Annotated in this window: 9 protein-coding genes; 3 read left to right on the plus strand and 6 right to left on the minus strand. The window is 73.9% G+C overall.

Annotated features, from left to right (window positions below):
- Window positions 1-20: 20 nt before the first annotated feature.
- The 4 genes from O4U47_RS17590 to secA2 form a co-directional block, all read right to left on the minus strand.
- Window positions 21-290 (minus strand): DUF6406 domain-containing protein, encoded by a 270-nt coding sequence (locus tag O4U47_RS17590; protein ID WP_270678973.1) that lies wholly within the window; start codon window positions 288-290, stop codon window positions 21-23.
- Between the two features lie 205 nt (window positions 291-495).
- Window positions 496-1176, minus strand: a complete 681-nt coding sequence (locus tag O4U47_RS17595; RefSeq protein ID WP_270678974.1) for a response regulator transcription factor — start codon at window positions 1174-1176, stop codon at window positions 496-498.
- Window positions 1167-2501, minus strand: a complete 1335-nt coding sequence (locus O4U47_RS17600; RefSeq protein WP_270678975.1) for a sensor histidine kinase — start codon at window positions 2499-2501, stop codon at window positions 1167-1169. The genes O4U47_RS17595 and O4U47_RS17600 overlap by 10 nt, the downstream gene beginning before the upstream one ends.
- 182 nt (window positions 2502-2683) lie before the next feature.
- The gene (gene secA2 / locus O4U47_RS17605) at window positions 2684-4978 is read right to left on the minus strand and encodes an accessory Sec system translocase SecA2 (protein WP_270679008.1); all 2295 of its coding nucleotides are present in this window, start codon (window positions 4976-4978) and stop codon (window positions 2684-2686) included.
- Between the two features lie 205 nt (window positions 4979-5183).
- Here secA2 and O4U47_RS17610 point away from each other — a divergent pair, with 205 nt between their 5' ends.
- A complete protein-coding gene (locus O4U47_RS17610; protein ID WP_270678976.1) occupies window positions 5184-6755 on the plus strand; it encodes a glycerol-3-phosphate dehydrogenase/oxidase in 1572 nt (523 codons plus the stop codon).
- A gap of 67 nt (window positions 6756-6822) precedes the next feature.
- On the opposite strand, the gene O4U47_RS17615 is transcribed toward O4U47_RS17610, so the two are convergent.
- Together O4U47_RS17615 and O4U47_RS17620 are read right to left on the minus strand one after the other, a co-directional pair.
- Window positions 6823-7404: a GTP-binding protein gene (locus O4U47_RS17615; protein WP_270678977.1), complete on the minus strand. Its 582-nt coding sequence runs from the start codon at window positions 7402-7404 to the stop codon at window positions 6823-6825.
- Window positions 7405-7590: 186 nt separating this feature from the next.
- Complete coding sequence (locus O4U47_RS17620; RefSeq protein WP_270678978.1) at window positions 7591-8916, minus strand: uracil-xanthine permease family protein; 1326 nt, start codon at window positions 8914-8916, stop codon at window positions 7591-7593.
- Between the two features lie 516 nt (window positions 8917-9432).
- Between O4U47_RS17620 and hisS the strand changes: the two genes are divergently transcribed.
- Together hisS and O4U47_RS17630 are read left to right on the plus strand one after the other, a co-directional pair.
- A complete protein-coding gene (gene hisS, locus O4U47_RS17625) occupies window positions 9433-10755 on the plus strand; it encodes a histidine--tRNA ligase (protein WP_270678979.1) in 1323 nt (440 codons plus the stop codon).
- Window positions 10756-10926: 171 nt separating this feature from the next.
- Window positions 10927-13326, plus strand: coding sequence for an ATP-binding protein (locus tag O4U47_RS17630; protein WP_270678980.1), 2400 nt, complete (start codon window positions 10927-10929; stop codon window positions 13324-13326).
- Window positions 13327-13533 lie beyond the last annotated feature (207 nt).

Below are 13533 nucleotides of genomic sequence, written 5' to 3' on the forward strand. Positions count from 1 at the left end.
GGAAAAACGGGCGCCCCGAATCAGCTCAGACGGACGCACAGAAGATAGGCCTTCGAGGTCTCCTCTTCACCGATCTCGGTCACTTTCCACGTCTGGCCGCCGACGGTGAAGGTGTCGCCCACGCGCACGACCAGCATTCCGCTGGGACGCCATTCCTCGGGGCCGCCGATCTTGGCCGTCGGACGTCCATCGTCGTCACGCCAGAACCTCCCTCCGCCGACCGGGCCGCCCTTGAAGCGGTCGTTCCGGCCGTAGGTGATCTTCTCCTGCGCCCCGACCTCGTGGATCAAGACCGAACCGTCTCCGTTCCATCGGCGGCCGTTCCCCCCCGACACGACCGAAAAAGCGACGCGGCGCCCCCTGTCGGCCCCGCGCGGATTCTCCGAACTCTACCCTCCGGGAATGTAAATGCATATGACCGCCGACCCGCATTTGCCGCCCGTTTCGCGAAGTGTCGGAGTCGGAATCCCGCTGGGGACTTTGGTCCCTGCCGCCTCACGCGCTCCGCAGATAGGCCAGAACGGCCATCACCCTGCGGTTGAGCCCGTCGTCCGGCGGCAGGTCGAGCTTGGCGAGGATGTTCCCGATGTGCTTGCCGACCGCCGCCTCGCTCAGGTGCATCCGCCGCGCGATCGCGGTGTTGGAGTGCCCCCCGGCGATCTCGGCCAGCACCTCGCGCTCGCGCTCGGACAGCCGCTCCAGCGGGTCCCGGCGCCGCCGCAGCAGCTGGCGCACCACCTCCGGGTCGACCACGGTCCCGCCCGCCGCCACCCGCCCGAGCTGCGCGGCGAACTCCTCCACGTCGGCCACCCGCTCCTTGAGCAGGTACCCCACGCCCGCTCCCCCGCCGGAGTCCAGCAGGTCGGCGGCGTAGCTCTGCTCCACGTACTGGCTGAGCGCGACCACCGCCAGGCCGGGCCGCTCCCGGCGCAGCCGCACGGCCGCGCGCAGCCCCTCGTCGCTGTAGCCGGGCGGCATCCGGATGTCGGTGACCACCAGGCCGGGGCCGTGCCGGCGCACCGCGTCCTCCAGTGCGGCCGCGTCGCCCACCGCCTCCACGACGGCGAACCCGAACCGCTCCAGCAGCCCGGACAGCCCTTCGCGCAGCAGGACCCCGTCCTCGGCCAGGACGGTGCGGACGGTGCCGTTCGGGCGGTCGCCGGGGTTCACGGGCACGGCAGCTCCAGTCTCAGAAGGGTCGGCCCGCCGGGCGGGCTGGACAGCAGTATCCTCCCGTCGGCCGCCTCCGCCCGGTCGGCGAGGCCGGTCAGCCCGCCGCCCTCGGCGGCCTGGGCCCCGCCCCGGCCGTCGTCGGAGACCTCCACGACCAGCGTCCGCCCCTCCATCCGCGCGTCCACCCGGGCACTCGTCGCCCCGCTGTGCTTGGCGGTGTTGGCGAGCGCCTCGGCGACGGCGAAGTAGGCGGTGGCCTCGGTGTGCGCGGGCGGCCGCCGGTCGATCCCGACGCGGACCTCGGTGGGCACGGCGCACCGGTCGGCCAGCTCGGGCAGTGCCGCCTCCAGGCCCCGGTCGGTGAGCACCTGCGGGTGGATGCCGTGCACCAGCTCGCGCAGTTCCTCCAGCGCGCGCTTGGCCTGCTCCTGGGCCCCGGCGATGCGCTCCCGCGCCGCCGAGCCCTCCGGCAGGTCCAGCCGGGCCAGCCCGAGCTGCATGGAGAGCGCCACGAGCCGCTGCTGGGCCCCGTCGTGCAGGTCCCGCTCGATCCGGCGGCGCTCGGCTTCGAAGGCGTCCACCAGCCGTGCCCGGGAGCGCGTCACCTCGGTCAGTTCGGCCCGCAGCGCCTCCTCGCCCCGGTCGCGCTGCATGAACCGGACCAGTTCGGCCTGGGCGGCGACGGCCAGGCCGCCGATGTAGGCGCCCGCCGCCAGCAGCCCGACGCCCGCAAGGGCGGGGATCCAGGAGGCCGCGAGAGTCTCGATCTCCCACGGCCCCAGGGCGACGGGACCCACGGACCCCCAGACGAGGAGCGGGGCCGCGGCCATCGACGCACAGAACACCAGGAGAAGCGCCACGGCGCCGGTCAGCGGGAGGAACAGCAGCGCGGTGAGGACGAGGACGGCCATCCCCCGCCATGTGGCGCCCTCGGTGTAGCGGGTGGCGAACCAGGCGGCCAGACCGGTCCGGCGCGGCTCCCGGTGCGGGGTCGGCAGGGGCCGGTCGTCGACCAGGCGCACGCGCAGGCGCTCCAGCGCCGCACCGGGCAGGGCGACCAGGGGCCCCGCCGCGGCGAGCAGCAGCGCGCCGAGGGCCAGGAGGAGGACCGCGCCCCACGGGGTGGCGGGCACCCCGTGGACGGTGCCCGCGAGCGCGGCGGCCGGAAACACCCACGGCAGGCTCAGCAGCCCCAGCGGCACCCCCCACAGGAGCGCCGACAGCGGCGTGGTGGCCCCGTACAGCAGGGCGCGCAGCGGCCAGAGGCTCAGCAGGTAGCCGGGCCGGGCCAAGGCCTGCAGCAGAGTGCGCGGGTGGTCGTCGGGCACGGCTCCCAAGCTATGCGGTCCCGGCCGTACAGGGGATGGCCCTGCCCATAGCCCCGGGGTAGGGCCATCCCTACCCCGGGAGGCGCCCCTCCCGTTGTCGGCCTCGGGGAAAACGACGCTGAAAGCGTGCTCGGCGTCGTCTTCCCCGGGATCATCGGGGCTCCGGAGGCTCCGGACCGGCTCTAGTCCGAGGAGCGGCCCTTCAGGCGGCCCACGACCGTCTCGATGTCGGAGGAGAACGGGTGGTCGTGCACCATGTAGGTCCACGTCATCGACGGGCGCCTGACACCGGCCGCGGCCACGTCGACCGTGCCGTCCTCCACCTCGGCCTCCTCGAACGTCTGGGCGGCCCGCGCCCGGGCGTCGTCGAGGAACCCCTTGAAGGCCGGGACCGCGTCCCGGTTGAACTCGTCCAGCGGGTCGCGCCGCCCCAGGAAGCGCAGGTGGATGCCTTCGCGCAGCTCCGCGAGGAAGGCGTTGTGGTCGGTCCACCCGCGGTCCAGGTGGTACAGGGTGATGAGCCGCGCGGCGCGGGCCGTCTCCTCCTCGCCGACCTCCTCGGCCAGCTCGCCGTGGCGGGCGGCGCAGTCGACCGCGAGCTGCCGGTCGCCGAGCGCCTGGGTGAGGACCGCCTCCCGGTGCTCCAGCACGACCTGGCGCTGCACGTCGATGATCTTGTTGTAGCGCCAGGTGTTGCGGTGCACCTCCAGCAGGCGCCCCTCGGCGATGCGCTGGGCCCGGTCGACCATGGCCAGCCAGCCCTCGTCGGCGATCCGCCCGTCGGCGTCGGCGGTGTAGCCGGTGGTCTCCCCGCCGTTGGCGGTGATGAGCTCGTCGTCCAGGCTGACGAAGAACGCCGACCCGCCGGGGTCGCCCTGGCGGCCGGCGCGCCCCCGGAGCTGGTCGTCCAGGCGGCTGCTGGGGTAGTGCCCGAAGCCGAGCACGTACAGCCCGCCCGCCTCCACGACGCGGTCCCGGTCGGCCATGTCGCTGCCGCCGAGCCGGATGTCGGTGCCGCGTCCCGCCATCTGGGTGGAGACGGTGACCGCCCCGTGGGTCCCGGCCTCGGCGATGACGGCGGCCTCGTCGGCGTCGTTCTTGGCGTTGAGGACCGTGCACTCCAGGCCCTCGTCGGCCAGGCGCTTGGCGAGCAGCTCGGACTCGGCCACGTCCTGGGTGCCGATGAGCACCGGGCGCCCCTCGGCGTGCACCCGCGCCACCTCGGCGACGAGGGCGTCCTCCTTCTCCTCCCGGGTGGCGTAGAGCCGGTTGGGCTCGTCCTCGCGCACGCAGGGCTTGTTGGAGGGGATCTGGGCGACCTCCAGCTCGTAGAACTCGCGGAGCTGCTCGGCCACGGCCATGGCGGTGCCGGTCATGCCGCACAGGGTCGGGTAGCGCAGCACCAGCGACTGCACGGTGACCGAGTCCAGCACCTCGCCGGTCTCGGAGACCTCCACCTTCTCCTTGGCCTCGACGGCGGCCTGGAGCCCGTCCGGCCACCGCTGCAGCAGGGCGATGCGCCCGCGGGACTCGTTGATCAGCCGCACCTGGCCGTCCCGGACCACGTAGTGCACGTCGCGCTGGAGCAGCACGTGCGCGTGGAGGGCGAGGTTGACCCGGGGCAGCACCGAGGTGTCGTTCTCGTCGTAGAGGTCGACGCCGCCCAGCGCCTTCTCCACCGCGTCGATGCCGGCGTCGGTGAGCTGGACGTTGCGCCCCTCCTCGTCCACCTCGTAGTGGATGCGGGGCTTGAGGCCGCGCACGAGGTCGGCCATCTCGGCGTCGGCGTCGGAGGCCTCGGCCGCGCCGGCCAGCACCAGCGGCACCCGCGCCTCGTCGACGAGGACGGAGTCGGCCTCGTCGACGATGGCGATCTCGGGCTCGGGCAGCACCCGGTCGCCGGCCTCGGTGACCAGCCGGTCGCGCAGCACGTCGAAGCCCAGCTCGCTCACCGAGGCGTAGGTGATGTCGGCGCTGTAGGCGGTGCGGCGCTCCTCGCCCGTGGAGTCCTCGGCGATCCACGCCGGGGCCACCCCCAGCAGGTCGTACAGGGGGCGCATCCACTCGGCGTCGCGCCGCGCCAGGTAGTCGTTGACGCTGAGCACGTGCACCCGCTTGCCGCGCAGGGCGAACCCCGCTGCGGCCAGCGCGCCGGTCAGCGTCTTGCCCTCACCGGTGGCCATCTCGGCGATGCGCCCGTCCAGCAGGGCCATGGTGCCCACGAGCTGAACGTCGTAGGGGCGCTCGCCCAGGGCGCGGCGGGCGGCCTCGCGGCCGACCGCGCACAGCTCGACCAGGTCGGGCCGGTCATAGGGGAGCTCGGCGTTGCCGAGGTCGGTGGCCCTGCGGGTGAGCTCCGCGTCCTCCAGACCGCGCAGCTCCTCCTCGCGGGACTCGATCTGTTCCAGCAGTCTGCTATAGGGCCTGATGTCCACCGCTCCGGGCTTGCCCAGCAGCCTGCGGACGCCTTCCGCCATTCGTCCGAACACCACGCAAGACTAACGCGCCCGCCCGGATGTGTGTTCCGGCACATTCCGCTCTTCTTCCTTACGCGCCCCGCCCCCGGGCGCCGGCGGGCCGGAGGAGTGGGAGTTGACACACGGCCGCGGCGGGGGCAGTCTGGGCGTTGCGTTCGGCATTGTCGTACGCCGGTCGACATCAGGAGAGTCAGGAACACCAGCGATGCGCACCTCCACCGTGACCCGCCCCATCTCCCCCGCCCGCGAGCACACCCGCGCCGAACTCACCCGCGGCACCTTCGACCTGCTGGTCATCGGCGGCGGCATCCTCGGCACCTCGGTCGCCTGGATGGCCACCCAGGCGGGCCTGCGGGTGGCGATGGTGGACGCCGGCGACTTCGCCGGGGCCACCTCCAGCGCCTCCTCCAAGCTCGTCCACGGCGGCCTGCGCTACCTGCAGACCGGAAACGTGGGCCTGGTCGCCGAGAACCACCGCGAGCGGCGCGCCCTGTCCGGCTCGGTCGCCCCGCACCTCGTCAACCCGATGCCGTTCCTGGTCCCGGTGTACAAGGGCGGTCCGCACGGCGCCGCCAAGATGGGCGCCGGGGTGTTCCTGTACTCGGCGCTGTCGGCCTTCGGCGACGGCGTGGGCCGGGTGATGACCCCCGCGCACGCCCGCCGCCTCGTGCCCGACCTGCGCACCGACGGCCTCAAGGCGGTCGCCGCCTACCACGACCACCAGATGAACGACAGCCGCGTGGCCGTGATGACCGTGCGCGCCGCCGTCGAGGCCGGCGCCGTGGTGCTCAACCACGCCCCGGTGCAGGGCCTGCGCACCACGAACGGCCGCGTCAGCGGCGCCGAGGTGCGCGATGGCGTCGACGGCACCGAGTTCGGCATCGACGCACGCCTGGTGCTCAACGCGACCGGCCCGTGGATCGACCACCTGCGCCGCATGGAGGACCCCGCGGCCGAGCCGAGCATCCGCCTGTCCAAGGGCGCGCACCTGGTCGTCAAGCCGAACCGCCCGTGGCACGCGGCGCTGACCGTCCCGGTCGACAAGTACCGCGTCTCCTTCGCCATCCCGTGGGAGGACCACCTGCTGCTGGGCACCACGGACGAGGAGTTCACCGGCGACCCGGCCGAGGTCGCCCCGAGCCGGGCCGATGTGGACCAGATCCTGGGCGAGGCCGGCACCGCCGTCGGCACCGACGTGCTCGACCCGGCCGACATCACCTACTCCTTCGCCGGGCTGCGGGTGCTGCCCGGCGGCCCCGGGGGCACCAGCGCCGCCAAGCGCGAGACCGTGGTGACCCGCGGGCGCGGCGGCATGCTGTCGGTGGCCGGCGGCAAGTGGACCACCTACCGGCACATCGGCCGGACCGTCATCGACCGGCTGCGCCGCAGCCGCTCGGTGCCGCTGGCCGAGGACATGTCGCCGACGCTGAAGACGGTGCCGCTGCCGGGCATCGCCCGCCCCGAGGCGGTGGCGCACCGGCTGACCGCCGACGCCGAGCCGCCGCGGCGGATGGACCCGCTGGTCGCCCGGCACCTGGCCACCCACTACGGCAGCGTCGCCCTGGACCTCGCCGACCTGGTGCGCGAGGACCCGTCGCTGGGCGAGCGGATCCACCCCGACGGCCCGGACATCTGGGCGCAGGCGGTCTTCGCCCGGGACGAGGAGTGGGCCGAGACCGCCGACGACGTGCTGCGGCGCCGCACCACCGTCACGGTCCGGGGCCTGGACACCGATGACGTCCGTGCGCGCGTGGAGGCGCTATTGGCCGAGCGCTGACGGCCGCACGGAACAGAGCGGAGCCCCGCCGGACCACGTGGTCCGGCGGGGCTCCGTCGTCGCGCCCTCAGGCGGGCTGGCCCTGGCGGCCCATGGCCTCCACCGCCATCGCCCGCTTGACCAGGGAGACCAGGACGTTCAGCACGGACTGGCGGTCCCGGGCGTCGCAGTGCACGATCGGCACCCCGGCGCCCAGGTCCAGGGCGTCGCGCAACTCCTCGTCGGAGTAGCCCGCGGGGTCGTCGAAGTCGTTGACCGCGATCAGGAACGGCAGCCGGTACTGCTTCTCGAAGTAGTCGAGGGCCTGGAAGGAGTCCTCCAGGCGGCGCACGTCGACCAGGATGACCGCCCCCAGCGCCCCGCGGACCAGGTCGTCCCACATGAACCAGAAGCGCTGCTGGCCGGGCGTGCCGAAGAGGTAGAGGACCAGGTCGGTGTCGAGCGAGATCCGGCCGAAGTCCATGGCGACCGTGGTGCTGCCCTTGTCCGGCGTCTTGGAGAGGTCGTCGATGCCCGCGCTCGCCGCGGTGACCGCCGCCTCGGTGCGCACCGGCGGGATCTCCGAGATCGCGCCGACGAACGTCGTCTTGCCGACCCCGAACCCGCCGGCGACGATGATCTTCGTAGAGAGCTTCGGTGACTCGTTCACTGTCTGTTCAAGTCCTCACGACTCCGGGTTCACGGCGGGCGCCCTGGCGTACCCGGACGGCCCGCCGCAAAAGGGATACGGCCCTCACGGCTGCGCCCGGGGACCATGCAGTGAACCTAGCACCGACCGGTCGCGCCGCGTGACCGGTTCGTCGGGCTCGTGGGGCCCGCGCAGGTCGGCGCGGGGTCAGTCGGCGGCCGGATCCGCCCCGCGTCCGCGGCGGGACAGCCGGGCCAGCGTGTGGTACCCGGCCAGGGTGACGATGGTGCCCAGGGCGATGCCCTCGACCGAGAAGCCCTCCCCGAACTCCAGGCTCACCCCGCCGATCCCGGCGACCAGCCCGGCCGCCAGCGGCACCAGCACCACCGGGTCGCCGAAGTCCACCCGGTTCTCCACCCAGATCTTGGCGCCCAGCAGCCCGATCATCCCGTACAGCACCACGGTGACCCCGCCGAGCACGCCCGCCGGGGTGGCCGCCACCAGCGCCCCGAACTTGGGGCACAGGCCGACCAGCACCGCCACGGCGGCCGCCACCCAGTAGGCCGCCGTGGAGTAGACCCGGGTGGCCGCCATGACCCCGATGTTCTCCGCGTAGGTGGTGGTGGGGGCGCCGCCGACCGCGCTGGACAGGGCGGTGGCGATGCCGTCGGCCGCGATCGCCCGCCCCATGTAGGGGTCCAGGTCGTCGCCGGTCATCTCCTGCACGGCCTTGACGTGCCCGGCGTTCTCGGCGATGAGGGCGATGACCGCGGGCAGCACCACCAGGACCGCGGAGGCCTCGAACTGGGGCGCGTGCAGGTCGGGCAGGCCCACCCAGGCCGCCTCGTGCACCGCCGACAGGTCCACCCGCGGCGCGGCGGAGCCGTCCGGGCCGGCCGCCGGCCCGAGCAGGGCGTCGGCGGCCAGCGACAGGGCGAACCCGAACACCAGGCCCAGCAGGATGGCGATGCGCCCGAGGAAGCCCTTGAGCAGGACGGTGGCCAGGATCACGAAGACCATCACGGCCAGGCCGGTCCACTGGTCGAAGGGCCAGTAGTTCTCGGCGACGACCGGCGCCAGGTTGAAGCCGATGAGCAGCACCACCGCGCCGGTGACCGCGGGCGGGAAGGCGGCGGTGATCACCCGGGGGCCGAGCAGGTGCACCGCGAAGCCGGAGAGCGCCAGCACGATCCCGGCGACGCAGACCGCGCCGGTGAGCACGGCCGGGCCGCCCCCGGCCCCGGCGATGACGGCCGAGGCGCCCACGAAGGAGGCGCTGGAGCCCAGGTAGCTGGGGACGCGCCCGCCCACGATGAGCAGGAAGAGCATGGTGGCCAGGCCGGACATCATGATCGCCAGGTTCGGGTCCAGGCCCATGAGCACCGGGAAGACGAAGGTGGCCCCGAACATGGCCACCACGTGCTGGGCGCCCAGGCCCACGGTGCGGCCCCAGGAGAGCCGCTCGCCCGGGGCCACGGACGCGCCCGGGGGCGGCGCGCTCCCGTCTCCGTACAGCGTCCAGCCCAGCTTCATGCGTCCTCCCGGGGTTCCGCCCGTTTCGTTCCGAATATCAAGAATGCCGGATGTTTAGCGGCCCGTTCCCCGGCGCGGCGGCGAGCGCTGCGGCGGAAGGCCCCGGGCACCACCGGAGCACGCGGACTTTACGACATCGTGAGCGTCCCATTTCGGCCGCCGGGAACGGTGTCGGCGGTGCGGGGCCGCGGACTACCGTGGAGGGGAGGCCTTCGACGCGGCGGCCGTCTTCGCATTCCTGGCACAGCGAACCCGGCGCGGCCGTATAGGAACGGTCCTCACCGACGCGCAGGGGCGCCCGGACGCCCGACGTCCCGGCCCCTGCGGCGCACGGTGGCCCCACCGGCCCACTCGACCGTCCAGGTGGGCCGGTGGCGGCGTTCCGGGCACCGCGCCCTTCCGGCCGCGTCCGCCGCGCCCCTCCCCCTGCCGCGCGCCCGGCGGTTCGGTCCGGCACCCCGCCAGGGCCTACCATTGGTCTGATCCCTGTACCGGCTTAAGGAGCCAACCGAACCGATGTCCGAACAGCGCGTCATCCGCCCGACCCCCATCAGCGGCTTCCCCGAGTGGCTGCCGGAGATTCGGTCCGTGGAGCAGCGCTGGCTGGACCATATCCGCGCCGGCTTCGAGCGGTACGGGTTCGCCTCGATCGAGACGCCCTCGGTGGAGAACCTGGACGTCCTGATGGCCAAGGGCGAGACCTCCAAGGAGGTCTACACCCTGCACCGGGTGCAGGACGATGAGGGCGAGGACTCCGAGGCCCGGCTCGGGCTGCACTTCGACCTGACGGTGCCGTTCGCCCGCTATGTCGCCCAGCACTTCAACGAGCTGGCGTTCCCGTTCAAGCGCTACCAGATCCAGCGGGTCTGGCGCGGCGAGCGCCCGCAGGAGGGCCGCTACCGCGAGTTCACCCAGTGCGACATCGACGTCATCAACGTCGACGGGGTGCCGCTGCACTTCGACGCCGAGATGCCGCGCGTGGTGCACGAGGTGCTGGCCGGGCTCGACCTGCCCGCCTGGACGCTGAACATCAACAACCGCAAGGTGCTGCAGGGCTTCTACGAGGGGCTGGGCATCGCCGACCCGCTCGCGGTCATCCGCGCCGTCGACAAGCTGCACAAGATCGGCGACGACGGGGTGCGGGCGATCCTCGCCGACGAGGGGCTGACGGCCGCCCAGGCCGACTCCTGCCTGGAGCTGGCCCGCGTCAAGGGCGCCGACCGCTCGGTGGTCGACGAGGTCGCCAAGCTCGGCGCCGAGTCCGACCTGCTCACCGAGGGCCTGGAGGAGCTGGGCTTCGTCCTGGACTCGCTGGCCGACCTGCCCGAGGGCAGCGTGGCCGCGGACCTGTCCATCGCCCGCGGCCTGGACTACTACACCGGCACCGTCTACGAGGCGGCCTTCGACGACGACCCCGGCTACGGCAGCATCGTCGCGGGCGGCCGCTACGAGAACCTGGCCGGGCAGTTCATCCGGCGCAACCTGCCCGGCGTGGGCATCTCGGTGGGGCTCACCCGCATCTTCGCCAAGCTGGTGGCCGAGGGGCGGCTCCCGGCCGGGCGCACCTGCCCCACCGACGTGCTGGTCGCCGTCCCCTCCGCCGAGCGGCGCGAGGAGGCGCTGCGCACCGGTGCGCTGCTGCGCGGGCGCGGCTTCAACACCGAGGTCTTCCACCAGGCCTCCAAGGTGGGCAAGCAGCTCCAGTACGCGTCCAAGAAGGGCATCCCCTTCGTGTGGTTCCCGCCGTTCGCCGACGGGCGCCCGCACGAGGTCAAGGACATGGCCACCGGCGAGCAGGCCGAGGCCGACCCCGCGGCCTGGGAGCGCCCGGCCCGCTAGGGCGTGCGCTGCCGGAACCGGCCAGTTTCGCGGACACGGGCCGCCCCGCGTGGAACACTTGAAGACAGGGCTCACGTGTGCCGGTCCCGGGTCGGCACGGCGGAGCGGCATCCCTCAGTTGCACATCGCCCAGTGAACGAGGCCATGTCAGACCCTCGCCATAACCTGCCGGTGCCCCCCGACGACCTCATCGGCCGCGAACGCGACGTCGCCGACCTCCGCCGGATCGTCTCCGGCACACGGATGGTCACCCTCGTCGGCACCGGCGGAATAGGCAAGACCCGGCTGGCCCTGGACGTGGCCGACGGCGCCGCCGGCTCCTTCGCCGACGGCGCGCGCTTCGTCGACCTGGGCCAGGTCTTGGCACCCGAGCAGGTGGCCTCGGCGGCCGCCCTGGCGACCGGGGTGTCCGAGCACGGGCACCGCTCCCCGCTGGAGGCGGTCGCCATGGCCCTGCGCCCGCGCAGCGTCCTGCTGGTGATCGACACCTGCGAGCACGTGGCCGCGGCGGCCGCCGAACTGTGCGCGCACCTGATCGAGCACTGCCCCGGCGTGCACGTCCTGGCCACCAGCCGCCAGCCGCTGCGGGTCGACCGCGAGGCGGTGTGGCGGGTGCCCCCGCTGTCGGTGCCGCCCGACCCCGGGGCGCACCAGCGGGCCGGCGCCCCGCCGCTCACCCCCGAGCGGGCCCTGGCCTCCGAGGCGGTGCGGCTGTTCGTCTCCCGCGCCCTGGCCGCCCGGCCCGGGTTCGAGCTCACCGGCGCCAACACCGCCGCGGTGGCCGCGGTGTGCCGGATGCTCGAAGGGGTGCCGCTGGCCATCGAGCTCGCCGCCGCGCGCATCCGGGTGCTCTCGGCCCAGCAGGTCCTCGCCCGGCTGGACGACCGGTTCCGGCTGCTGGCCACCGACGAGCCGCACGTCCCGGCCCGGCAGCGCACCATGCGGGCCGCCCTGGAGTGGAGCCACGGCCTGCTCAGCCCCGCCGAGCAGCTCCTGCTGCGGCGCCTGGCGGTGTTCTGCACCTGGAGCCTGGACAAGGCGGTGCACGTGTGCTCCTTCGGCGACCTGGACCCCGCCCAGGCCCGCCGCGCGCACGCCTGGCTGGTGGACAAGTCGCTGGTGGCCCTGGACGCCGAGGTCGGCTCCGAGCGCCACTACCGGCTCACCGACACGGTGCGCGCCTTCGCCTCCGCCGAGCTGGCCGCCGCCGGCGAGGAGCAGCGGGTCTGGCGGCGCATGCTGGCCACGGCCGCCGAGTGGTACGAGGCGCTGGCCGAGCGGCTCGCCGACCGCCTGCCCTGGGAGGAGCGGCTGGAGCACATCCGGGTGCTCGACCACTGCCTGGACAACACCCTGCAGATGCTGGACCACGCGGTGGGCGCCTGCATGGTCGAGGAGGGGCTGCGCATCTGCGCGGCCCTGCGCAGCTACTGGTACGTGCGCGACCTGCACCAGCCCGCCTGCCGGGCGATCGAGCGGCTGCTGGAGACCGGGGAGGGCGCGGCGCCGCTGCGCGCCCGCGCCGCCGCCGTCCGCGCCGAGCTGATGCTCGGCCTGCACGGCCCCGAACCGGCCCAGACCGCCGCCCGGGAGGCGCTGGAGGCCGCCGGGGCGTGCGGGGACGGGGCCGCGGCCGGGATCGCCCGCACCACCCTGGCGATGACCGCGCTGCGCCGCGGGAACGCCGAGGAGGGGCTGCGGCACGGCCGCGAGGCCCTGCGGCTGGCGATCGCCTCCGGCGAGCGGTTCACCGAGATCTGCTCGCTCGGCGCGCTGTCCCAGCTCGCCCGCTCGCGCGGGGACGACGACTCCTCCGAGGTGTTCCTGACCCGCAGCATCGGCATCGGCCAGGACATCGGCGACCGGTGGTGCACGGCCCGGTGCCTGAACGCCCTGGGCATGCTCTCCACCCGGCGCGGCGACCTGGACGCCGCCGCCCGCCAGCTGCACGAGGCCCTGCAGGTGTTCGTGGAGATGGGCCTGGTGCCCGACATCGCCCGGTGCACCGCCGGGCTGGGCTACCTGGACCTGGTGCGCGGCGACGTGTCCGGGGCGCGCAGGCGGCTCTCAGCGGGTCTGCGGATGAGCGTGGCCAGCGGGCGGCGGCTGTCGGTGGCGCACGCCCTGGAGGCGCTGGGCGACCTGGCGCTGGCCGAGGAGCAGCCCGAGCGGGCCGCCTCGCTGGCCGGGTCCGGCGCGCTGCTGCGCGCGTCCCTGGGGGTCCCGGCCGAGCACGCCGAGGCGCTGCTGGCCGAGGCGCGGCCGGTGCTGGGCGACGACGCCGCGGAGAAGGCCTGGCATGCCTGGCGGTCGCTGCCGCTGGAGCAGGCGGTGGAGAACGCGCTGTACTTCCCCGCGCCGCGCAGGGCGCTGCCGTCGCTGCTCACCCGGCGGGAGAAGGAGATATCGGTGCTGGTCAGCCAAGGGTTGTCGAACCGCCAGATCGCCGAGCGGCTGACCATCAGCCAGGCCACCGCCGCCCGGCACATCGCCAACATCTTCCGCAAGCTGCTGTTCACGTCCCGCTCGCAGCTGGCCGAGTGGGCCCACGAGCACCGCCTCGACCCGTGAACCGGGCCGCGCGGAGGCGGACCTCCTCCCGGACACGCCGCGGAGCGGCGCGGGCACACGGCGTTCCGGAAACGGGGCGCCCCCGATTCCCCCGTACCGCTTGCACGCGCCGTGCTCACCTACTAAGAACAGAGCCAAACCACGCCCACGACCGCCACACAACGCCCTTACCCCCAGGCAAGGTGAGAGCGACCCCCGACCGCCTGA

Source organism: Nocardiopsis suaedae (genome assembly GCF_027706745.1).
Taxonomy (GTDB): domain Bacteria; phylum Actinomycetota; class Actinomycetes; order Streptosporangiales; family Streptosporangiaceae; genus Nocardiopsis_A; species Nocardiopsis_A suaedae.